Source organism: Bacteroides xylanisolvens (genome assembly GCF_018289135.1).
Taxonomy (GTDB): Bacteria; Bacteroidota; Bacteroidia; order Bacteroidales; family Bacteroidaceae; genus Bacteroides; species Bacteroides xylanisolvens.
The window spans coordinates 5,024,100-5,046,814 of the sequence record NZ_CP072216.1; the positions used below are offsets into that span (position 1 = coordinate 5,024,100).

The following is a 22,715-nucleotide window of genomic DNA, read 5'->3' on the forward strand; positions in this document are numbered from 1 at the left end:
TCTTGGAATAAAGACAGTTTTTAAAGTAATTGTTTGGGGCTAGTGTTATTTTTCGTATGTTTGTATAATTAAAATTTGAAATGAAGAAAGTTGTTTATTATTTAATATTAAAATGAAATCTGAAGAAGCTCCAATTATCTCGGTTGTTATAGCATGTTATAATCAGGGAATTTATCTTTCGGATGCTTTGAATTCATTGGAAAAGCAGACTTTTCAGAATTGGGAGGGGATCATCGTAAATGATGGGTCTACTGATGGTACAGAAGAAATAGCTTTGGAATATGTGAAGAAGGATGAGAGGTTCAAATATGTCTTTCAGGAAAATGGGGGTGTTTCTAAAGCAAGAAATATAGGAGCTGCACAAGCGTTAGGTACTTATATTTTACCTTTAGATGCGGACGATAAATTGGAGGAGACTTATATAGAAAAGGCCTTGTCGCATTTTACTCATCATCCGGAAACATTGTTGGTGTATTGTCAATGGGGCTTTTTTGGGGAAGCGACTAATCATAGTCAAGTATCTTATAAGGGTTATGCAAAGTTATTAGTCAACAACGAGATTTTTTGTTCATCAGTTTTTAGAAAGAGCGATATGCTCCGGATTGGTGGTTTTGATGAAGATATGCATTTGGGATTAGAGGATTGGGAATTTTATATACGATTGTTGGATGAGCAAAGTATTGTATATCAAATACAAGAACCTTTATTTTTTTATCGAATTAAGGCGATCTCTAAAAATGTAACCGCCGCTCAGAATATCGCAGAAGTTGAGAACTATATTTATCAGAAACATATAAGACGTTATTCGTTGTATTATGGAAGTGCAATTCTTCCTTTACGTCGATTGTTTCTTTGTGAGAAAGAGCTGGAAGATTGCAAAGCGCGAATTGCTCGGCATAAAAATAAGTGGTATCGCCGTTTGTTTTATAAATATATAAAGGGTAACTTGAAAAAGAAGTAGAATGAAACCGATTTCTATTATTACGATCAATTATAATAATGCTTCTGGACTGGAAAAAACAATTCGAAGTGTTGTGGAACAGACATATAATGAATATGAGTATATAATTATAGATGGTGCAAGTTTAGATAAAAGTAAAGAAGTTATTCAAGAATATCAACGGTATATAGATTTCTGGTGTTCTGAAAAGGATTCAGGAATTTATAATGCGATGAATAAAGGGATACAGAAGGCTTCTGGTGAGTATCTGTTATTCTTGAATTCTGGTGATGTATTGAACAATTCTGCCGTGTTAGCTGATATTCATGGTTTCTTATCTGGGGAAGATATTGTTTATGGGGATTTAGTTTTTGTGAGGGGGGATGGAGAAGAAACAGTTTTTATCTATCCTGATATCTTGACAGTGGATTATTTTTTGGAGCGCTCGTTGGGACACCCTGCGACATTTATTAAAAGAGAGTTATTTCACAATTGTCTTTATACGGAAAGTTTAAAGATCGTTTCGGATTGGGAATTCTTTGTGAAGAAGATTATTCTGGAAGGATGTTCTTATCGACATGTAAAACGAACGATTAGTAATTTTGATACAAGTGGCGTTAGTTCTCTTTCAGCAAAAGAATGCAATAGAGAAAGGGAGTTGGTATTGAAACAATTGTTCTCACCTGTTTTACGTGAATATTTTCAAGAAGCAGAGCAATTAAAAAAACTTCCTTTATTAGATGTTTTTTTACGTTTAAGTAAGACTCGCCGACTTCAGTATCGTATTAAACCGTTGCTTTGGTTCATATTGAAAACTGATGATTTTTTTTCTGGTAGGAAGTAGGGCTATCCTGAAGTATATGCAGTTCCTTTGAATACTTCTACCAGTCTTGTTTGTTATGTATGTTTAAAAGTTGTAACCTTGTATCGCTTTTTTGTATGTCTCTTCTGTTTCTACAACGGTTTTTTCCCAAGAGTATAATTCTAATCGTTTAATGCCTTTTTGAATTAATTCATTGGCTTTTTGAGGATTGTATATTATTGCTTCTATAGTATTGGCTATGTCTTTTACAGAATAAGGGTCGAAATATATGGCTGCATCTCCTGCTATTTCAGGAAAACAACTAGTGTTGCTTATTGCAATAGGGCAATGACAGGCGTAAGCTTCTAAGATAGGTATACCAAATCCTTCATATAAAGATGGGAAAACAAATAAGGAGGCACGGGTGTATAGTTCGCTCAGTTCTTTATCAGATGCATTAATTTGTAGTGTTTTATTTTTAATATGTAGTTTTGATAGCTTATCTTCTTCACCTTGACTGAACTTATTTCCTGTGCAAATAAGGTATAGCTTACTGTCTTTTTGGGCTAATAAGGAAAAGGCTTCTATAAAACGATTGAAGTTTTTGTATGAGTATCTGCTGCCAACAAAAAGGATATATTTTTCAGGTAGTTGCATGGTGATTTTATTTTCAAATCGTTGCATGCTTGTTCCATGATAGATAACATCTATCTTTTGTTGGTCAATGTGTAATAGTTCTACTAGATCTTTTTTGGTATTTTTGCTAATAGCAATAATGCGACTTGCTTTTGATATGATTTCTTTTTTTTGTTGGATAATTTGTTCGGTTTCTTCTTTTGAGAAGTAATCAGGCAATCTTTCATATATCATATCATGTACTGTTATGACAAAAGGATTATTACCTATATATTTTAAGAAATAAGGTTCATAATAAGTAGCATGTAAAAGATAAGGAGATGATGTTTTAAGTTTATTCTTTGTGTACTTGAAATTTTTGTGAAGTAATTTGTCCTTATACCGTTTAAATAGGCATTGTGGAAGTGGTATTCTATGTCGTGCTATTGTTGAATTTTTTAAATAGTAATTTTCGCTGTATCGTATACTGATATCAAAAGGTTGTTGCAATCTTGAGATAATTTCACAGAAATAGCGTGATATGCCTCCAATTATTTGAAGATCAAATATTTGAGAGTCGTATAATATATATGGTTTTTTCATTTTGTATGATTGATGATTTCGCTTTTTAACAAATTATGAAACTCATATTCGAATTGTTGTATATTCCATTTTTGTTTTGAATAGCTTATGTTTTTTATTATTAATTCTTGGGTTTGGGTAGGAGATAATGCTCTGCTCCATTGCATAGCCTTGTCTATTGCTTTTATGGATAAATTTGGTAGTAAGTAGCCATATTCTTCAATTTTATCAAAAGCTGCACATGGTGACACGATAGGAATAACCCCCATTTGCATTAGTGTAATAACAGATCCTGGGCATCCTTCACTTCCAGAAGGAAATATATTAAATGATGCTTTATAGGCTATATTCATAAATTCTTCAGAATATGTGTGTAAGAAGCCATACCAAATTATATTGGTATATTTTTTAGTTCTAGGTTGAAAATAGTCTTTGAAATCTGGATCGATGGGACCTACTATATGTAATTTCAATTGAGTGTTTTGCATGAAATATTCTATGACAATGTCTAATCCTTTTAAAATACTACCATCAGAGCCAAACCATATGAACTCTGTGTTAGATGTTGTTTCTAATTTCTTCTCAAGATTGCACAGACCTGTAAAATTGCTGGATTGATTAATTATTTTAATCTTTTGTTGTAGTTTTTGTGGATAAGTTTTGATTGTAAATGAACTCCCTATTTGAAATATAGTATCTGCGATTTCACAACTATTGTGTGGCTTGACTAATCGAGAATATTGTAAATGAGTATTGTGGGTTTTATTAAATAAGTCTGTTTGAGTGATTACACTAGCTATTTGGTGTTCCCAATATGCTCCTGTCGCGTAATATATTTTAAGAGCTTTGGGGTTTTTTTTGCACATTGTTATGAAGTTAGGTTCAAGGCCAAAAATAATATCATACTTTCTGTCATCACATTCTTTGGAGTCATTAAATAAGGCTACTTTCACATTATATCCTAATCTATGAAAAATTTCACCTATAATAAGAGCTTCTCTTTTATTTTGGTGAGATAGCATATAATGTAAATCTTTCTTTTTGTAATATACTTCAGGTATATATGAAATATAAGCCCACTTTCTATTTAATAAAGAATATAATATATGATGATTTTTATTTTTTGTAAATAATTCAAATGCCATATGGATATTGTATAATTCAATTTCTAGCTAAGGTATATATAAAAGATGAAAGTTTAATAATGAACTTTTTACTTTAGTTTTATTTAACGCAATAATTTGTAGGATACTTTTGCATGAAGATAGAACTGATAAACGATGATTAGTTCGTAAGTCTTCTGTGGCTTCTATTTGGTATTTTTGAAGGTTTGCTAATCTTCTAATAAAAACACCTTTGAAAGCTATAGTTAATACTATAAAATTAATATTTTGCTATTGTTTTATTATTCAATAAGAGAATTATTGTCATTATATCGAATTCACGTTAAATTATTGACAAACAGTTTGCAAATATCAAGATTATTTGCGAATATTGCATCTTAGTTGTGTATACGCCTGTTGGATTTAAATACTTGGGTGCTTCTATTATGCTAAATGACAGTAATAGTGCGCAACTTATTAATAATAAAATATTTAATTCCGCCGATAGGTGTAATACCGTTTTTATGTACAATTTAAAATTTCCAAACTATGTTGCTCCGGAAGCTGTAATAGGGGCTGAAACCATTATCGAAGAGGGTACTATTATATTGAAAGGGGTTCTTCGTCAAATTTGGTGGTAATCTCTTTTTTATTTCGATGGTTTTCCTCTTCTTCTTTCTTAATCCTATAAAAAGTTGTAGATATGTTTGCTTTTTAGTAACTTTAAAGACACCACATCATTAAGAGTTACAATGCAACAAGCCATATCTACAACGTACAAATATACATCAAAAAAAGAAAATCCTCCTACAAATAGGGGATTATTCCATGATTTCAGATTCAGTCCTGGCTACGATAATCTGCAACAAGATGGTATCTCTGAAGCTGTTGGTTCATTGACGGTCTTTTTACATACGGCTGGCAAGGGGGCTTCCTGTCCTTATTGCGGACATTTCAGTCACCGATTACACAGTTATTACTCCCGTCATATTCAGGATCTTGAAGTTTACGGTCATACTTTGGAGTTAGTCATAAAGGTTGGCAAATATTATTGCGAAAATGTTTCTTGTCCGCGAAAAATATTCTGCGAACCGTTGTCTTTTCTGGCTCGTCGGTATGGTAGACGGAGCTATCTTGTTGAGGAACGCATCAGATCGATAAGCTTGGAACTTACTTCCCGAAAGGCCTCTTCTCTTTTGCAGCTGTTCCATATAACGGCCAGTAGCTCTTCCTGCTTACGCATCCTACAACAGTGCGGGCAACATAATCCTATGCATAATAAAAGTATTTATGTAGGTATTGATGATTTTGCCTATAAAAAAGGTAAGGATTATATGAGTGTGGTCGTAGACCAGATGACACACATGCCTATTGCTTTGTTAGAGGATAGAAACGGAGAAGCGCTTGATAACTGGCTCACCCGGAATCCTCAAATACAATATATAACGAGAGACCGTGGAAGATGTTTCACAGAGGCTATAAACAGAATAACCCCTGGTGTTACACAAATCTGCGACCGGTTCCATCTAACCAAGAATATGACGGACACGATGATACCGGAAATAGAGAAAATGATTCGTCAGACCAAGCAAAAGCTCAAATACGAATATCCTGACAGAGACACGGCTTCTTCGTTAATTCTTCAGGACATATTTAACATGGGAGATGTCCGACACAGAGAAAAATTGAAGATATACAGGGAAAGCCTGAACTTAAAAATGCAGGGGATGACCATTGAGCAGACAGCCGCGCATTTGGGCAAGAAAAGTCGCTACATTTATAAGCTCATTCACAACAGGAGAATAGGGGCATACTTGAATGAGCAACAGAAGACAGCTCTTAAATATGTATCCGAACTGGCTACAATCATTAGTGCGGGCTGTATTACCCGAAAAATATTGGCACAAAAAATGGGGAGTAAAATCAGTGGCGCACTTATTGGAAGGATAACATCCAGCTTGCGAAAAATGTATCAACAAAAGAGGAAGGAAGTCAAGGAGCATAATGAGAGCATTGAAAACGGAAGTAAAACACAGAGAGTTTCACAGAATCAGATACGCAAATACATTCTAAAGGGAGAATCGGATAATCCTAAACTAGCGGAACTATATAAGTCCTCACCACAGATTAAAGAACTCTTAAGCGTGTGTCAGAATTTCAGAGATATGATTAATGGGAACACTTATGATAAGGATATTAGAAAGTGGATTGAAAAAGCGAAGGCAACACGGAATATGGCACTGACGAACTTTGCATATGGTATTGAAAAAGACTGGGAGGCAGTACAGGCAGCTATTGATATCCCCTTCAGTAACGGATTACTGGAGGGGACAGTGAATAAAATTAAAGCGGTAAAAAGGCAGATGTACAATAGGGCAGGAAGCAAACTACTGAGAGCCAAGATTCTTTATTCACAATAGAAGAAGTACCACCAAATTTGACGAAGAACCAAAAATCTTTGGTTCTTAATCAAATTCCGTGCTAGTAAAGCTCATTGAAAGGCCGATGGATAAAGGGATATCGGCATATTAGAAATAGCAAATAAATTATCCAAACTATATGCATCTTAAAGTACTCCGGAATAGCCATGAATAAGGTAATTGAACATAAATAAGTAGCACGGAATTTGAAGAAGAACCAAATCTTTTCTAGTAGAAAGATGAAATAAGTATCCTCTGAAAAGTTGTTTGTGTGGAATATTTACAGTATATTTGTATCGTAATAATCGCCCTACAAAACACATGCAGGACAAATAAATGAAGTAATGAGAATAACACTGGTAAGAGACGATGGCAAGGTGAACACTATGCGTACGTTGAGAATTGAACAGCTCGTGGAGCAAATGAAAGTGGAAACTAAAACACAGCCTGTCTCAAAAATGAGAGAAGTCCTGCCTTTTATGCTTCCGGGTGATAAAAATGACTATGTACAGAAAGTGCCGAAGCTGATACCTGCAGCCGCCTTTTTTCGCAAAGGCGGCATAACGACGATGAGTGAATACAACGGAATTGTGATGATTCAGGTCAACAACTTGTCCGGACGTATGGAAGCGGATGAAGTGAAAGAACGGGTAAAGGAGCTTCCGCAGACTTACTTAGCTTTCACCGGTTCTTCCGGAAAGTCTGTGAAAGTATGGGTACGCTTTACTTATCCCAATGATCGTTTGCCGACAACTAGTGAAGAAGCGGAGCTTTTTCATGCGCATGCCTATCGGTTGGCAGTGAAATTTTATCAGCCACAACTTCCTTATGATATCGAGCTGAAAGTACCTTCGTTGGAGCAATATTGTCGTTTAACTTTTGACCCGCACTTGTATTTTAATCCCGAAGCAATGCCTATTTATATGAAGCAGCCTGCCGCTATGCCGGGTGAGGTGACTTATCGCGAACGGGTACAAACGGAAACTTCGCCATTGCAACGGCTTGCGCCGGGATATGAAAAGTGTAATGCGCTTTCTGTCCTTTTCGAAGCTGCTTTTGCACGTGCGTTGGATGAAGAGACTGATTATCAACCGGAAGGAGACAAACAATCGCTATTGATTAACCTCGCAGGACATTGTTTCCGTGCCGGTATTCCGGAGGAAGATACAGTGCGATGGTCTCGCGCTCATTATCGCTTGCCGAAGGACGATACATTGGTTCGGGGAACCGTGCGAAATGTATATCGCACTTGTGAAGGGTTTGCGAGTAAAAGTAGTCTGTTGCCGGAACAATTATTTGTCATGCAGATGGATGAGTTTATGAAACGGCGTTATGATTTTCGTTTCAACCAGTTGACATCACAAGTGGAATGTCGTGAACGGAACAGCTTTAATTTTTATTTTCATCCGGTGGATAAACGGTTGATGGCAAGTATTGCAATGAATGCACATTATGAAGGGCTTAAGCTGTGGGATAAAGACGTGGTACGTTACCTGAATTCGGATCATGTGCCGGTTTATCAGCCTATCGAGGAATTTCTTTATGACCTTCCTCATTGGGATGGTAAGGATCACATCGGCGATCTTGCCAAACGAGTTCCTTGTAATCATCCTCATTGGGCGCAATTGTTTCGTCGTTGGTTTCTTAGTATGATAGCGCATTGGCGTGGAATGGGAAAGAATCATGCAAATAGCACTTCTCCTATATTGATAGGTCCACAGGCTTATCGTAAGTCTACATTTTGCCGGTTGATTTTGCCTCCATGCTTGCAGGCTTATTATACGGATAGCATTGATTTCAGCCGGAAGCGGGATGCCGAGTTATACTTGAATCGTTTTTTATTGATTAATATGGATGAGTTCGATCAGATTGGCATCAATCAGCAGTCTTTCCTCAAGCATATTCTGCAAAAGCCCGTTGTCAACACACGACGACCGAATGCTTCGGCTGTGGAGGAACTTCGTCGGTATGCTTCTTTTATAGGTACGAGCAACCATAAAGATTTACTGACGGATACTTCCGGCAGTCGTCGTTTTATCGGTGTTGAGGTGACTGGAGTGATTGATGTGGTCCGCCCTATTGATTATGAGCAATTGTATGCGCAGGCAATGGCACTGCTGCGTAGTAATGAACGTTACTGGTTTGATGAGAAGGAAGAGGCTATTATGACGGAGGCGAACCGGGAGTTTGAGCAGTCGCCGGCAATCGAACAGTTGTTCCAGGTGTATTACCGGGTAGCGGAAGAGGAAGAAGAGGGAGAATGGTTACTTGCTGCAGATATACTTCAGCGGATACAAAAGGCAAGTAAAATGAAGATTTCTTCCGGACAGGTTAATTATTTCGGGCGTATCTTGCAAAGATTGGGCGTGAAGTCGTTCAGGAAAACACGCGGAGTTTATTATCATGTGGTGGCTGTTGGGCAAGGGTGATGATGAAATAATGCACGAGATGTGCATTTTATTATTTTATAATAATTATCTTTGCGTAATAACGTGAGATATACGAAGACTATGATAAGAAATCCTTTTATAACAAGTGGATATGTGTCTGCTGATTATTTTTGTGACCGTCAGCAGGAAAGCGAACAGTTGGTACGCGAAGTGATGAATGGGAATAATCTGGCTCTTGTCTCTACCCGACGAATGGGAAAGACGGGGCTGATCCGTCATTGCTTTCAGTTTCCTGAAATTAAGCAGGGCTATTACACCTTCTTTATTGATATATATGATAGCCGGTCATTGCGCGACTTGGTATTTGCACTTAGTAAAGAGATTTTGGAAGTACTGAAACCTATAGGGAAGAAAGCTTTGCATGGTTTTTGGGAATGTGTGAAATCTTTGCAGGCCAGTATCTCTTTTGATGTGAATGGTATGCCTTCTTTGAATTTGGGACTAGGAGATATACAAGCTCCGGCTACTACGCTCGATGAAATTTTCCGGTATTTAGAGCAAGCGGATAAGCCTTGTTTGATTGCCATTGATGAATTTCAGCAGATTACCGGATATGCAGAGAAAAATGTAGAGGCTACTCTCCGGACTTATGTGCAGCATTGTAATAATGCGCGTTTTATTTTTGCCGGGAGCCAGCGGCATGTGATGGGGAATATGTTTTTGACGCCTTCCAGACCTTTTTATCAAAGTGTGTCAATGATGCATTTGGAAAGTATTCCTTTAGAAGAATACATTCGTTTTGCATGTATGCATTTCAAACGTGCAGGCAAAGAAATGGAAGAAAGTGCTGTTACCACAGTTTATCAACAGTTTGAAGGAGTCACATGGTATATACAAAAAGTATTGAATACACTTTATGATATGACCCCGGAGCACGGAGTCTGTAAAGTGGAAATGGTGTCAGAGGCCATTCGGCAGATTATTGATTCGTTCAGATATACTTATTCGGAAATCCTTTTTCGTTTGCCGGAAAAGCAAAAGGAGTTACTGATTGCTATCACTAAAGAGGGAAAAGCGAAATCTATCACTTCCGGTGCTTTCATAAAGAAATACAGACTGGCTTCAGCCAGTTCTGTGCAGTCAGCATTGAAAGGGTTACTGGAAAAGGATTTTGTGACCCAGGAAAAGGGAGTGTATCAAATATATGATCGTTTCTTGGGTATTTGGTTGAAAGAGAATTATTGAGTCGTTTTTTGTTTGTTGAAACGTGCTTTTCGATAAATCGCGTTAATAATTAGCTGAAACTACTGTCTGTTAATCAGTTTTATTGTATCTTTGCGGTCTTAACTTTTTTAATGGTAAATAATGAAGGAATTTCTACAACTAATGCGACGTTTCGTGTCGCCTTATAAGAAGTATATCGGCTGGGCTATTTTGCTGAATATTTTGTCTGCTGTATTCAACGTGTTCTCATTTACTTTTTTGATTCCTATTTTGAGTATTCTGTTTAAAACAGAAGGAGCGGATAAAGTATACCATTTTATGGAATGGGGTAGTGGTGATTTAGCAGATGTTGCCAAGAATAACTTCTATTATTACATATCTCAAATGATAGTGGATAATGGTCCCACTGTGGCTCTTATTTTCTTGGGATTGTTCCTGATGGTGATGACATTGTTTAAAACCGGTTGTTACTTTGCTTCTTCAGCTGTGATGATTCCATTGCGTACAGGAGTGGTACGTGATATTCGTATTATGGTATATGCTAAGGTTATGCGTCTGCCAATGTCTTTTTTCTCTGAAGAAAGAAAGGGGGATATCATAGCCCGTATGAGTGGTGACGTGGGAGAGGTTGAAAACTCCATTACTAGTTCTTTGGATATGTTGATGAAGAGTCCAATCCTGATTATTATATATTTCGTGACATTGGTCACCGTTAGTTGGCAGTTGACTCTTTTTACTATTATTGTATTGCCGGGAATGGGTTGGTTGATGGGAGTGGTCGGAAGAAAACTGAAACGCCAGTCACTGGAAGCACAGGCAAAGTGGAGTGATACGATGTCGCAATTGGAAGAAACACTGGGAGGTTTGCGCATCATCAAGGCTTTTATTGCGGAAGATAAAATGATTAACCGCTTCACCAAATGTAGTAACGAACTTCGGGATGCAACAAACAAGGTTGCTATACGTCAGGCTATGGCACATCCGATGAGTGAGTTTTTGGGAACCATTCTGATTGTAGCCGTACTGTGGTTTGGTGGTACATTGATTTTGGGACAGAATGCAACCATCGATGCTCCGACATTTATCTTCTATATGGTTATCCTGTATAGTGTAATCAATCCGTTGAAAGACTTTGCTAAAGCAGGATATAACATTCCGAAAGGTTTGGCTTCTATGGAACGTGTTGATAAAATCCTGAAAGCAGAGAATAAGATTAAGGAGATTCCGAATCCGAAACCGTTGAAAGGTTTGAATGACAAGATTGAATTTAAAGATATCTCTTTCAGCTACGATGGTAAGAGAGAGGTACTGAAACATGTAAATTTGACAGTTCCCAAAGGAAAAACGATTGCACTGGTTGGGCAATCGGGTTCCGGTAAATCTACCTTAGTCGATTTGTTGCCACGTTACCATGATGTACAGGAAGGTGATATTACCATTGACGGAACGAGCATCCGCGACGTGCGTATTGCTGATTTGCGTAGTCTGATTGGTAATGTAAACCAGGAAGCTATTTTGTTCAATGATACATTCTTCAATAACATTGCTTTTGGTGTGGAGAATGCGACAATGGAACAAGTGGTAGAGGCAGCAAAGATTGCCAATGCACATGATTTCATCATGGAGAAACCGGAAGGATATAACATGAATATCGGTGACCGTGGTGGAAAATTGTCCGGTGGTCAGCGCCAGCGTATCAGTATCGCCCGTGCCATCCTGAAGAACCCTCCGATTCTGATTCTCGATGAGGCTACTTCTGCATTGGATACCGAATCAGAACGTCTCGTGCAGGAAGCGTTGGAACGTTTGATGAAAACACGTACGACGATTGCTATTGCCCACCGTCTTTCTACTATTAAGAATGCAGATGAAATCTGCGTGTTGTATGAAGGAGAGATTGTAGAACGTGGTAAGCATGAGGAACTTATAGAATTAAACGGCTATTACAAACGCCTGCATGATATGCAACAACTGTAATGCGGCAATTGTAATTTTTTGATAATGCAATGATATTATTAAGTTTTGATACAGAAGAATTTGATGTACCTCGTGAACATGGCGTAGACTTTCCGTTGGATGAAGCGATGAAAGTATCAGTCTATGGTACGAACCGGATACTGGACTGCCTGAAAAAAAACGGGGTGAAAGCCACCTTCTTCTGTACAAGCAATTTTGCAGAAAATGCGCCGGAGGTGATGCGGCGTATTATGGACGAAGGACATGAAGTGGCTGCGCATGGATGTGACCATTGGCAGCCGCAGGCTTCCGATGTCAGCCGTTCAAAAGAAATCTTGGAACGTCTTACCGGCAGAACGATAGAAGGCTATCGCCAACCGCGTATGTTTCCCGTATCAGATACGGAACTTGAACGAATGGGGTATGTGTACAACTCCTCACTGAATCCCGCATTTATCCCCGGAAGATATATGCATTTATCAGAGCCGCGTACCTGCTTTATGATAGGCAAACTACTTCAAATCCCGGCTTCTGTAACTCCATGGATTCGTTTCCCACTATTTTGGTTGTCTTGTCATAATCTGCCGATGTGGCTTTATCAAAGCCTGGTAAACCGGGTGTTGAAACATGACGGATATTTTGTGACCTATTTCCACCCATGGGAGTTTTATCCGTTGGGTGAACACCCTGAATTTAAAATGCCTTTTATCATCCGCAACCATTCCGGTAAAGGAATGGAGGAACGTTTGGATATGCTTATCCGCAACCTGAAAGAAAAAGGCTACCCTTTTATGACTTACTCGGAGTTTGCGCAGATAAAACTGGCTGAACTAAATAAACCGGACGAAAAATGATTAAATTGGCTATTGTATCCCCCTGTTATAATGAGGAGGAAGTGTTGGAAGAGTCAACCACCCGTTTGACAGCTTTGTTTGATGACTTGGTGGCGAAAAAAAAGATCAGCGCCGACAGTTTTGTGCTCTTTGTGAATGATGGCAGTAAAGATCGTACATGGAGCATTATTAAACAATTGCACCGGACGAATCCATATATAAAAGGAATGAACCTGGCTCGCAACGTAGGACATCAGTATGCCATCATGGCCGGTATGATGACCGCTAAAGACTGGAGTGATGCCGTTATTACCATTGATGCCGATTTGCAGGATGACCTGAATGCGATTGAGGAGATGATCGATGCTTATACACAAGGATATGATGTCGTATACGGGGTGAAAGTATCCCGCCAGGCAGATCCGATGCTGAAACGTCTTTCCGCAACCGCTTTTTATAAATTACAGCACCGGATGGGAGTAGAGACAATCTACAATCATGCGGATTTCCGTTTTTTGAGTAGGAGAGTACTGGAACAGCTGTCTCATTATCAAGAACGTAATGTCTATTTGCGTGGTATTATCCCATTGCTGGGTTTTCCTTCTACTACGGTAGATGACGTAATCCGGGAACGGACAGCCGGAACCTCCAAATATACAGTAAGAAAGATGTTCAGCCTGGCCTTGGACGGAATAACCTCTTTCTCGGTGAAGCCTATTTACGGTATTGTTTATCTGGGAATTATATTTGTTTTTATCAGTATACTGATAGGAATTTATGTATTGTATTCTTTAATTTCGGGTACGGCAGAGCATGGCTGGGCATCTTTGATGTTGTCTGTCTGGTTTGTCGGTGGAATTGTTCTAATGTCAATAGGAGCTGTCGGGTTGTATATTGGGAAAATCTATAAAGAAGTAAAACGTCGTCCGCTCTATAATGTGGAAGAAGTACTATACGATGACCAAGATAAGTAAAGCTATATTTGACAGGCATCCGGACTGGCGGGATAAGTTCTGGCAATTCGTTCGTTTCGGAGTTGTTGGCACTGTATCCTCGGCTATTCATTACGGAGTGTATTGTCTGGTTTTACTGGTTGCAAACGCCAATATCTCTTTTACGGCAGGTTATGCCGTCGGATTTATTTGCAATTATTTCCTGACTACCTTTTTTACTTTTCGTTCCAAGCCCTCGTCTCGCAATGCGGTTGGGTTTGGCTTTAGTCATCTGATTAATTATCTGCTTGAGATTGGTTTATTGAATCTCTTCCTTTGGATAGGGGCAGGCGAACTTCTGGCGCCGATACTGGTGATGATAATTGTAGTACCTATCAATTTCCTAATTCTTCATTTCGTTTATATCTACAAAGGGAGAAAATAATTTTATTAAATCTCTTTCATTTAATTCATAAAAAGAAAAGGCTATTATGAAACGTTTTCTAAATCTTATTGTATATATACTTACGATACATGTTTCGGCTTTGCTGATCGCAGGACTGTTTCGCCTGGTACTTTTTATCTCATCCTATCATCAATTGACTTCTGAAGCCTTGTCGGATAAGAGCCTTTCAATGCTTGCTTTTGTGCATGGTGTCTGGTTTGATAATGTGATCGGTTGTTACATACTTTTGTTGCCGCTGACAATTGCGGTGGTGTGTGGAGTCTGCAACTACTATGGGAAAGCATTGTTCCGTTTCTTCACAATCTTTTTCAGTGTGTTTTATGGACTGGTCTATTTAATCAGTGCGTCGGACATACCCTACTTTGCCTATTTCTTTAAGCATATCAATTCTTCTATATTCGAATGGTTCGGTTATGCAGGAACTACCGCCGGAATGATATTGGGAGAAAGTGCCTATTACTTGTCCATCGGATTATTCCTGCTCTTCTTGGCCGGGTTCATAGTATGGCTTGTCTGTCTGTCGCGTTATTTCCATCGTCGTAGCCTTACTATTTCCGCTTCGTTCCCATTTTGGAAGAGAGGAGTTGTGGTTCTGGTCGGAGCTTGTCTGATCGGCCTCTGCATCTTTGGAATTCGGGGGCGTACAGGTTATAATCCGATCAAAGTGAGTGCGGCATATTTCTGTCAGGATGCTTTTCTGAATCAATTGGGAGTAAGTCCGACTTTTAATCTGTTGACGAGTGTGATGGATGATATGCGTCCTGAAAATAAATACTTGCATCTGATGGATGAGCAGGAAGCCATAACTAAGGCGCAAGCTCTGCTCAACCGTCAGGGAGAGGTAGCTGTCTCACCGTTGGCTGTGTACAGACATGCTTCAAAAGCAGATAGTGTGCAGCAAGGTCGCCCCAATGTTGTACTGATTATGATGGAATCCATGTCCAGTAAACTGATGAAGCATTTCGGGCAATCAGAAACGCTGACTCCTTTCCTGGATAGTCTGTATACCCGTTCTATTAGCTTCCGTAATTTCTATTCGGCAGGAATCCATACGAATCATGGTTTGTATGCCACCTTATATTCTTTCCCGGCGATGATGAAACGAAACCTCATGAAAGGCTCTGTCATTCCCCGCTATTCGGGACTGCCTACTGTCCTGAAAGAAAACGGTTATTATAACCTTTTCTTTATGACGCACGAAGGGCAGTATGATAATATGAACGCTTTTTTCCGGACAAACGGCTATGATGAAGTGTTCTCACAAGAAAATTATCCGGCTGATAAGGTTGTGAATAGCTTCGGAGTACAGGATGATTTCCTGTATGACTATGCAATTCCGGTATTGAATCAGCGGGCTGCCACCGGAGAGCCTTTCTTTGCTACTTTGCTGTCCATCAGCAATCATCCGCCGTATGTGATACCTCCTTTCTTCCATCCGAAAACGAGTGAACCCGAGACGCAGATTGTTGAGTACGCGGATTGGGCTTTGCGTAAGTTTTTTGAAGAGGCACGTAAACAGCCCTGGTTTGATAATACGATATTTGTGTTGGAAGGAGATCATGGCAAATTGGTGGGAGACGCCGAATGTGAGCTGCCGGAATCTTATAACCATATCCCGCTGATGATTTACTCCAGCCGTATTCATCCGGAAGAGAAAAACACTTTTGGAGGTCAGGTAGATATACAGCCTACGATATTGGGGCTGTTGAATATTGATTATCTACAGAATAATTTTGGAGTGGATTTGCTGAAAGAAGAACGTCCCTGTATGTTTTATACTGCCGACAATATGATTGTGGGACGCAATGATACGTTATTGTATCTTTATAATTACGAGACGCAGCAGGAATTTACTTATCATATAGACAATGGCAAATTGAAAGCCGTTCCGATGGATGATCGCTTTTTGCCTTTAAAAGAATATAGTTTTTCCATGCTCCAATCGGCAGAGTTCCTTGTGAAGCATGGAAAAACGGTAAATTCTGTCCCTGTTACTCAACAATAGGAGTAGTTTCGGTTTTTTCAGGCTGTTCGTTTTTAACGAACTTGTATACTTTGGCTATTTGCCGGAGCACTCGTTTAGGAGATTCGTAAACCTGTTCGAACTGATACCCCTCTTTCTCAAATTCAGGAAGATATTTCTCTGCGTCATTGGTGCCGATCAACAAGAAACCTTTGGCAGGACGTTTTTGGTAGAAGTTGTCGAGACGGTTATGCAGGTAGAAATTAATCTCGAAGTAATGTACAGGGTCACCTGCTGCATGCAGACTTTCTTCAATGAATTCGTACATAGTCCCTTCGCTTTCCGGCGCAATCTTTTCGATCTCTGCAGCGACGAATTTGACGGATTTCGAATTTAATGCTGCCGGCTGATAAGCACCGTCTAATGCAAGGTATAATCCCATGGTAAGCACGACGAGGGCATACAGGAAGCGGTTGCTCAATGCATGTTTCCGTTGATAGAACCACCAGTAGATACCGAGGACGGTAGGAACGGCAATCAGCAACAAGGCTCCTGCACCGCTGATATTTTGTATGGCGCGCATGAAATTAATGTTGTCCTGTGCGTGACGGCCGTGGAAGATTGTTTCAGGGATGAGCCCGCATTTTAATACAATGAAGCAAGTGAACAGCAACAGGCTGATTACCGCAAGAATACTTCCATATACTTTGATGACTTTGGATTGCTTCTTGACCAGATAAAATAGATATTTGGCAAGGAAATAAGCAATGAAAGGATAGATAGGCATCAGATAGACGCTGCGTTTGCTCTGCGGAATGCAGTAGAAAACGAAGATGACGACAATACTGGTGAAAGAGAATAAATCCACCGGATCCATATTCTTTATCCAAGCAGTGAAACGTTTCCACCAAGCGGCAGGCTGGATATTGAATTTATGGTAAGTCAGGCTGAACAGGGAAAGTACGACTAACAGTGTCCAGGGAACATATCCGGCAAACAAGGTCACGAAATTATAGTGCCAGGGGTTCACGCATGAATTATAGCTCATGGTATTGGTCATGCGACCGAGGTTTTCCTCCATCACTAATGCGATGAATTCTTCTCCACCTTGTTGGTAAGCAGCTACGTACCAGCAGATAGGCAGGATGAGAGAAAGGATAGCCCAGGCGGAAAGTAGCAGGAATGCCTTGAAGAAGTTGACACCCCGGAGTAACAAGAATATGCCTACAACTAAGCATGGAATGATAGTACCTACCGGTCCTTTAGTCAGTGTTCCGCAACTCATCAGGAGAATGGCCAGCCAGGGAATACCTTTAAGCCCCTTCTCATACCATCTGTAGAGACAATATAGAGCGCCAACGGTGAGCGCTGTCAATACCATGTCCACCCGGCAGTTGGCTCCGGCCCGGTGTAATTCGAAATTAGTCAGGGTAATAAAGGCGGCCAATAACGCCAGTTGCACTCCTTTTCTTTTGGCAAAGAACAGAAAGCCGCAGAGAGTCATGGCAATCAAGGCGATGGCGGACGGCAGGCGGGAGGTCATTTCTGTGACTTGCCCTCCGTTCACTACTGCTGATACAGCAGCGATGCTCCAATGGAAGAAAGGCGGTTTATAAGCCATTTCTCCTCCGTTGTTTCTGGGTAAGATCCAGTTTCCGCTATCCAGCATGGAATAGGAAACAATAGCTTCGCGAGGCTCACCTTTCGTGTGGTATTCCGACAAGCCGAGGAAAGGCAGGATAGTAACTACGCAAATGACTAATAACAGCCAGAAAGCTTTGTTTGAAGTCAATGTTTTCATCTTTTCTTATGATTGAAATTTATGTTCTTTTATTTTCTGCCGAAGTCGGCCGGAATTTCTCCCCATTCTTTCGTTTCCCATTTCAGGATACGAGTGGTATATGTATTTTCCCGCAACCATTTTTCTGCCCGTTCGATCAATAAAAACAGTTCTTCCGTTTCCGGAGTGCGGGGGAGCTTGGTTTTGCACTTCTTCTGCCGTACCCAGCTGATCGCATTGGCGCTATCACTGTAAATAGGCATGTCGAAACCTTTGTTCTTCAACAACGCCAACCCGTGTACGATGGCTAGAAATTCGCCGATATTATTCGTGCCTTTCATCGGGCCGAAATGAAAAATTTCCTGCCGGCTGGCAATGTGTACTCCACGATACTCCATCGGTCCCGGATTACCGCTACAGGCTGCGTCGACTGCCAGGCTGTTGTCGATCACGCAAGAGGGTAAAGTATCTGACGAAGGTTTGGAACCTCCTGATTTAGACTTTGCGTTTTTGCCGATATAAGCGTATGGAGACATTGTCAGCGCGCGTTCCGCTTCTTCGCGCGTATCGAATGATTTGTATTTGGCAGCTTCGTATCCTTTGATTTGAAGCTGGCAGTCTGTCCAGGAAGTGTAAATCCCGGGTGTGACGCCTTCCCATACGACATAAAATTTTTGTTTTGCCATTTTTCTGACGATAAATTTAGATAGTCAATGAATTGACGCTGCGAAGGTACAAATATATTCTCTAACTGAACAAGTTAGGGGGGATACTTGTTATAAAAAAAAGAGAGTTTTAAGAATATAAAATAAGAAAGGAACTATGATGGAAAGATCTTTTAGTGAAGCTTTGAAACAACGTCGGACTTACTATTCAATTACTAATCAGTCACCTATATCCGATCAGGAGATCGAATGTATCGTTAATATGACCGTGCGTCACGTACCGTCAGCATTCAATTCACAGACTACACGTGTGGTGCTCCTGTTGGGAGAATCTCATAAGAAACTGTGGCAGATCGTGAAAGATACATTGAAGAAGATTGTACCGGCTGAAGCTTTTGTAAAGACAGAAGAGAAGATAGATCATTCCTTTGCCTGTGGCTACGGAACTGTACTGTTCTTTGAGGATCAAAAAGTAGTGAAAGGACTTCAGGAGGCTTTCCCGTCTTATCAGGAGAACTTCCCGGGATGGTCATTGCAGACTTCTGCCATGCACCAGCTGGCTATCTGGGTGATGCTTGAGGATGTAGGTTTCGGAGCATCGCTGCAACACTATAACCCGTTGATTGATGAAGAAGTGCGCCGTGCATGGAACTTGCCGGAACATTGGCATCTGATTGCGGAAATGCCGTTCGGACTTCCTATTGGCAAACCGGGTGAAAAAGAATTTCAGCCGCTTGAAGAACGGGTGAGAATCTTTAAATAAATCGGGAATGAAGAATGAATAATGAAGAATTGGATGGCATAATGGCTAAAATTCTTCATTCTTCATTCTTCATTCTTCATTAAATGATTAATTTTGTGAGCAAAATTAGTCATTTATGGTTCGTATCTTTCTTACCGGCTATATGGGTGCCGGAAAAACGACGTTGGGTAAAGCATTTGCCCGGCAAATGAATATACCGTTCGTTGATCTGGACTGGTATATCGAAGAGCGTTTTCACAAAACCGTTGGAGAATTATTCACTGAACGAGGCGAAACAGGATTCAGGGAACTGGAGCGGAATATGCTTCATGAAGTAGCCGAGTTTGAGAATGTGGTAATTTCGACGGGAGGTGGAGCGCCTTGTTTTTTTGATAATATGGAATTTATGAACCGGACCGGAAAGACGGTTTTTCTCGATGTGCATCCGGATGTGCTGTTCAGACGCTTGCGTGTGGCTAAACAGCAACGCCCTATTCTTCAGGGGAAAGAGGATGACGAACTGAAAGCGTTCATCGTTCAGGCGCTTGAGAAACGCGCACCTTTTTATCACCAGGCACAATATATCTTTAATGCAGACGAATTGGAAGACCGTTGGCAGATTGAAACATCGGTGCAACGTTTGCAACAACTTCTTGGATTATAATCTGTGCCTAAATTGTATATCAGACTTTATTTTTTTGATACTCTTTATTGTTCATTCAGTCAATATTAGTACCTTGCACTCGTTATGAGATTTTTTTTATTGACTAATAACACAAAATTAAGGTAAAGTCTATATCATGAAAATTTTAAAAGAGAAATTTGGAGAGTTATCCGCTAGAATAAAAGCGTCCGGACAGCCTGCAAGGACATGGTTTCCACAGTATACACCGGCCTCATTATTAAATGCGGAAAATTGGTGGGAAGCATTGGCTGTATGTGAATATGCTTTGGACACAAAAGAAGACGAGAAATTAACAGAAGATTTTTTTGAACTGATATTCAGTGCTTTTGACTGTAACGTAGAGGTCGATCTCAACGCAGAAGAATATGAATTCTGGTGGGAGAAGGTAATGCAGGTATGCGACCGTGTAGCTGTGTTTAGCGGTGCGGGATGGGCACAGAAGGGTGCGCAATATTCTGAAGCCCGTTATGGAAAGCGGGATATGAGTTATTTGTTTCCGTATTACGAAAAGGCTGCCGATATGGGTTGGGCTGAAGCGGAAGCAACTGTTGCCTATTGGCGATACATGGGATTCTATTGCGAGCAAAATAAAGAAGAGGGCGAACGACGTTTTGCCGCTCTCACTTCTCCCGAAGCTATTTTATGGGGAAAACATTATCGTGCTTTTGTCGAAGAATTTACAGGAGATAAAGCGAAGGCGTTGCAGATACGGAATGACCTGCTTGCCGAACTGCCTGAAGGAGAACGTTTGCGTGCTCATGTATATGCAGCACTGGGAGACGCGCTCGACAGGGCGGAAGGCAGTGTGGCAGAGGAAGCTGCTTACTACGAAAAGTCTCTGGAGATAGTTCCCAATCTTTATAGTCTTAAAAATCTGGCTACCCTTTATTTCCGTTATCCGGAACTGAATAAACCGAAAGAACTGGGCTTTGAACTTTGGGAAAAAGCCTGGCATGCAGGTGTGTGGTCTGCCGCTAACTTCCTGGGATATAATTATCAGGAAGAAGAATGGCTGGATATGCCGAAAGCTATTGAATGGCTGGAAAAGGGGATGCTTTATTGTGAATCTTACAGTGCGTATGAACTGGCGCTGATCTACCTGTATAATGATGAATATAAGAACGTGGAACGCGGACTGATGTGTCTGAACCGTTGCGTGGAAGATAACTATATACAAGGTATAGAAGGACTGGCTAATATCTATTTCAACGGTGAATTGGTGGAAGAGGACATGAATCGTGCGAAAGAATTGTTGGAGAAGGCTATTGAACTGGGTTCGGGAAATGCAGCTTATCGTCTAGGCTGGATGTATGAGCGTGGCTTCTTGTCTGAACAACCGGATTATGTGAAGGCGTTAGAGTATTATGAAAAGGCAGCTTCGCTGAACAATGCCGACGGATATTGTCGGATGGCGCTTTACCTGGCTAATGGATACAGCGGTGTAAAAGATGCTGATAAGTCGAGAGAATGTTATGAAAAAGCAGCCGAACTGGGTTCCTGCTTTGCTCTTGTAGAACTGGCGTTCTTGTATGAGAATGGCGATGGGGTGGAGAAGAACTATGAAAAGGCATTTGAACTGATTAGTAGGGCTGCCGGACAGGGTTATCCTTATGCGATGTTCCGTTCTGGTCTTTATATGGAAAAAGGTGTTCTTGGTGAAGCAAAACCGGAAGAGGCGTTCGCTTGGTATACAAAGGCGGCAGAAGCGGATGATAATGATGCGATCTTTGCTCTGGGACGCTGTTATAAAGAAGGAATCGGAACGGCAGAAGACTGGGATAAGGCACTCGAATGGTTCGGCAAAGGAGCGGAGAAGGAAGAGTCCCGTTGTCTGACAGAGCTGGGCCTGGCTTATGAAAATGGCAATGGCGTGGAAGAAAATCCGCAAAAGGCTGTGGAATATATGATGAAAGCTGCTGAACAGGACTATGGTTATGCCCAGTTTAAGATGGGAGACTATTATTTCTTTGGTTGCGGTCCCTGTCTGGAAGACAATAAAAAGGCTATGGAATGGTATGAGAAGGCTGTGGCCAACGAAATTCCAATGGCAATGTTGCGTATGGGTGAGTATTACCTGTATGATTATGACAGTCTGAACGAATCGGAAAAGGCTTTTGCCTATTTCAAGAAAGCTGCCGAATACGAGTGGTATAGCGAAGGATTGGGTATCTGTTATGAAATGGGTATCGGAGTGGAAGATAATGAAACGGAAGCTTTTAAATATTATACGCTGGCTGCGGATAATGGAAATACGATGAGTATGTATCGTACCGGACTTTGCTATTACAACGGAGTAGGTGTGAAACAGAACTATGCCGAAGCTTACCGCTGGTTTACGGATGCGGCAGGGAATGAAAATATTGCTGCGACTTATTATCTCGGTAAGATGATGATGTATGGCGAAGGTTGTACTCCTGATCCGGAAGCTGCGGTGCAATGGCTGCTGAAAGCTGCTGAAAAAAATAGCGACAAAGCGCAATTTGAACTTGGAAATGCCTATCTGACGGGCAAAGGCGTGGAAGAAAACGATGAAATTGCAATGGAATGGTTCGAAAAGGCCGCAGAGAATGGCAATGAGAAAGCTCTTAAAATTACCGGAAGGAGGAGAAAGTAAAAG

At 40.4% G+C, this 22,715-nt stretch carries 17 protein-coding genes; 13 read left to right on the forward strand and 4 right to left on the reverse strand.

Annotated elements, in window-relative coordinates:
• Nucleotides 1-112: 112 nt before the first annotated feature.
• Together INE92_RS20840 and INE92_RS20845 are read left to right on the forward strand one after the other, a co-directional pair.
• A complete protein-coding gene (locus tag INE92_RS20840) occupies nt 113-961 on the forward strand; it encodes a glycosyltransferase family A protein (RefSeq protein ID WP_008641803.1) in 849 nt (282 codons plus the stop codon).
• Nucleotide 962: 1 nt separating this feature from the next.
• On the forward strand, nt 963-1,784 hold the full coding sequence (locus INE92_RS20845; RefSeq protein ID WP_008641805.1) for a glycosyltransferase family 2 protein: 822 nt from the start codon (nt 963-965) through the stop codon (nt 1,782-1,784).
• A gap of 63 nt (nt 1,785-1,847) precedes the next feature.
• On the opposite strand, the gene INE92_RS20850 is transcribed toward INE92_RS20845, so the two are convergent.
• A complete protein-coding gene (locus INE92_RS20850; protein WP_008641806.1) occupies nt 1,848-2,960 on the reverse strand; it encodes a glycosyltransferase family 4 protein in 1,113 nt (370 codons plus the stop codon).
• Entirely contained in the window at nt 2,957-4,084 is a 1,128-nt protein-coding gene (locus INE92_RS20855) for a glycosyltransferase (protein ID WP_008641809.1), read from the reverse strand. The genes INE92_RS20850 and INE92_RS20855 overlap by 4 nt, the downstream gene beginning before the upstream one ends.
• Before the next feature lie 710 nt (nt 4,085-4,794).
• On the opposite strand from INE92_RS20855, the gene INE92_RS20860 reads away from it, so the two are divergent.
• The 8 genes from INE92_RS20860 (at nt 4,795) to INE92_RS20895 (ending at nt 16,268) form a co-directional block, all read left to right on the forward strand.
• Nucleotides 4,795-6,462, forward strand: a complete 1,668-nt coding sequence (locus INE92_RS20860; protein WP_203462761.1) for an ISL3 family transposase — start codon at nt 4,795-4,797, stop codon at nt 6,460-6,462.
• A gap of 344 nt (nt 6,463-6,806) precedes the next feature.
• A complete protein-coding gene (locus tag INE92_RS20865; RefSeq protein WP_195436561.1) occupies nt 6,807-8,891 on the forward strand; it encodes a virulence-associated E family protein in 2,085 nt (694 codons plus the stop codon).
• A gap of 81 nt (nt 8,892-8,972) precedes the next feature.
• Nucleotides 8,973-10,097, forward strand: a complete 1,125-nt coding sequence (locus INE92_RS20870; protein WP_151927760.1) for an AAA family ATPase — start codon at nt 8,973-8,975, stop codon at nt 10,095-10,097.
• 120 nt (nt 10,098-10,217) lie between these two features.
• Nucleotides 10,218-12,053 (forward strand): ABC transporter ATP-binding protein, encoded by a 1,836-nt coding sequence (locus INE92_RS20875; protein ID WP_120144788.1) that lies wholly within the window; start codon nt 10,218-10,220, stop codon nt 12,051-12,053.
• Nucleotides 12,054-12,082: 29 nt separating this feature from the next.
• The gene (locus INE92_RS20880) at nt 12,083-12,886 is read left to right on the forward strand and encodes a polysaccharide deacetylase family protein (protein WP_008642711.1); all 804 of its coding nucleotides are present in this window, start codon (nt 12,083-12,085) and stop codon (nt 12,884-12,886) included.
• Nucleotides 12,883-13,839 carry a glycosyltransferase family 2 protein gene (locus tag INE92_RS20885; RefSeq protein WP_004314479.1) on the forward strand — a complete coding sequence of 319 codons (957 nt, stop codon included), beginning with the start codon at nt 12,883-12,885 and terminating at the stop codon, nt 13,837-13,839. The genes INE92_RS20880 and INE92_RS20885 overlap by 4 nt, the downstream gene beginning before the upstream one ends.
• Complete coding sequence (locus tag INE92_RS20890; protein WP_004314482.1) at nt 13,823-14,242, forward strand: GtrA family protein; 420 nt, start codon at nt 13,823-13,825, stop codon at nt 14,240-14,242. The genes INE92_RS20885 and INE92_RS20890 overlap by 17 nt, the downstream gene beginning before the upstream one ends.
• Nucleotides 14,243-14,288: 46 nt before the next feature.
• Nucleotides 14,289-16,268: an LTA synthase family protein gene (locus INE92_RS20895; protein ID WP_015532132.1), complete on the forward strand. Its 1,980-nt coding sequence runs from the start codon at nt 14,289-14,291 to the stop codon at nt 16,266-16,268.
• Here INE92_RS20895 and INE92_RS20900 read toward each other — a convergent pair.
• On the reverse strand, nt 16,255-18,027 hold the full coding sequence (locus INE92_RS20900; protein WP_009039144.1) for an ArnT family glycosyltransferase: 1,773 nt from the start codon (nt 18,025-18,027) through the stop codon (nt 16,255-16,257). The genes INE92_RS20895 and INE92_RS20900 overlap by 14 nt on opposite strands.
• A 29-nt stretch (nt 18,028-18,056) precedes the next feature.
• A complete protein-coding gene (locus INE92_RS20905) occupies nt 18,057-18,692 on the reverse strand; it encodes a ribonuclease H1 domain-containing protein (RefSeq protein WP_008024073.1) in 636 nt (211 codons plus the stop codon).
• 139 nt (nt 18,693-18,831) lie between these two features.
• Between INE92_RS20905 and INE92_RS20910 the strand changes: the two genes are divergently transcribed.
• From INE92_RS20910 to INE92_RS20920, 3 genes are all read left to right on the forward strand, one after another.
• On the forward strand, nt 18,832-19,434 hold the full coding sequence (locus INE92_RS20910) for a nitroreductase family protein (RefSeq protein WP_009039145.1): 603 nt from the start codon (nt 18,832-18,834) through the stop codon (nt 19,432-19,434).
• A 115-nt stretch (nt 19,435-19,549) separates the two neighbouring features.
• Entirely contained in the window at nt 19,550-20,077 is a 528-nt protein-coding gene (locus INE92_RS20915) for a shikimate kinase (protein ID WP_009039146.1), read from the forward strand.
• 136 nt (nt 20,078-20,213) lie between these two features.
• Nucleotides 20,214-22,712 (forward strand): tetratricopeptide repeat protein, encoded by a 2,499-nt coding sequence (locus INE92_RS20920; RefSeq protein ID WP_151923435.1) that lies wholly within the window; start codon nt 20,214-20,216, stop codon nt 22,710-22,712.
• The last annotated feature ends 3 nt before the right edge of the window (nt 22,713-22,715 follow it).

Bases quoted from the DNA above. Each gene is read 5' to 3' on its own strand.
- INE92_RS20840 (WP_008641803.1), top strand. From the start codon at position 113: ATGAAATCTGAAGAAGCTCCAATTATCTCGGTTGTTATAGCATGTTAT.
- INE92_RS20845 (WP_008641805.1), top strand. From the start codon at position 963: ATGAAACCGATTTCTATTATTACGATCAATTATAATAATGCTTCTGGA.
- INE92_RS20850 (WP_008641806.1), bottom strand. From the start codon at position 2,960: ATGAAAAAACCATATATATTATACGACTCTCAAATATTTGATCTTCAA.
- INE92_RS20855 (WP_008641809.1), bottom strand. From the start codon at position 4,084: ATGGCATTTGAATTATTTACAAAAAATAAAAATCATCATATATTATAT.
- INE92_RS20860 (WP_203462761.1), top strand. From the start codon at position 4,795: ATGCAACAAGCCATATCTACAACGTACAAATATACATCAAAAAAAGAA.
- INE92_RS20865 (WP_195436561.1), top strand. From the start codon at position 6,807: ATGAGAATAACACTGGTAAGAGACGATGGCAAGGTGAACACTATGCGT.
- INE92_RS20870 (WP_151927760.1), top strand. From the start codon at position 8,973: ATGATAAGAAATCCTTTTATAACAAGTGGATATGTGTCTGCTGATTAT.
- INE92_RS20875 (WP_120144788.1), top strand. From the start codon at position 10,218: ATGAAGGAATTTCTACAACTAATGCGACGTTTCGTGTCGCCTTATAAG.
- INE92_RS20880 (WP_008642711.1), top strand. From the start codon at position 12,083: ATGATATTATTAAGTTTTGATACAGAAGAATTTGATGTACCTCGTGAA.
- INE92_RS20885 (WP_004314479.1), top strand. From the start codon at position 12,883: ATGATTAAATTGGCTATTGTATCCCCCTGTTATAATGAGGAGGAAGTG.
- INE92_RS20890 (WP_004314482.1), top strand. From the start codon at position 13,823: ATGACCAAGATAAGTAAAGCTATATTTGACAGGCATCCGGACTGGCGG.
- INE92_RS20895 (WP_015532132.1), top strand. From the start codon at position 14,289: ATGAAACGTTTTCTAAATCTTATTGTATATATACTTACGATACATGTT.
- INE92_RS20900 (WP_009039144.1), bottom strand. From the start codon at position 18,027: ATGAAAACATTGACTTCAAACAAAGCTTTCTGGCTGTTATTAGTCATT.
- INE92_RS20905 (WP_008024073.1), bottom strand. From the start codon at position 18,692: ATGGCAAAACAAAAATTTTATGTCGTATGGGAAGGCGTCACACCCGGG.
- INE92_RS20910 (WP_009039145.1), top strand. From the start codon at position 18,832: ATGGAAAGATCTTTTAGTGAAGCTTTGAAACAACGTCGGACTTACTAT.
- INE92_RS20915 (WP_009039146.1), top strand. From the start codon at position 19,550: ATGGTTCGTATCTTTCTTACCGGCTATATGGGTGCCGGAAAAACGACG.
- INE92_RS20920 (WP_151923435.1), top strand. From the start codon at position 20,214: ATGAAAATTTTAAAAGAGAAATTTGGAGAGTTATCCGCTAGAATAAAA.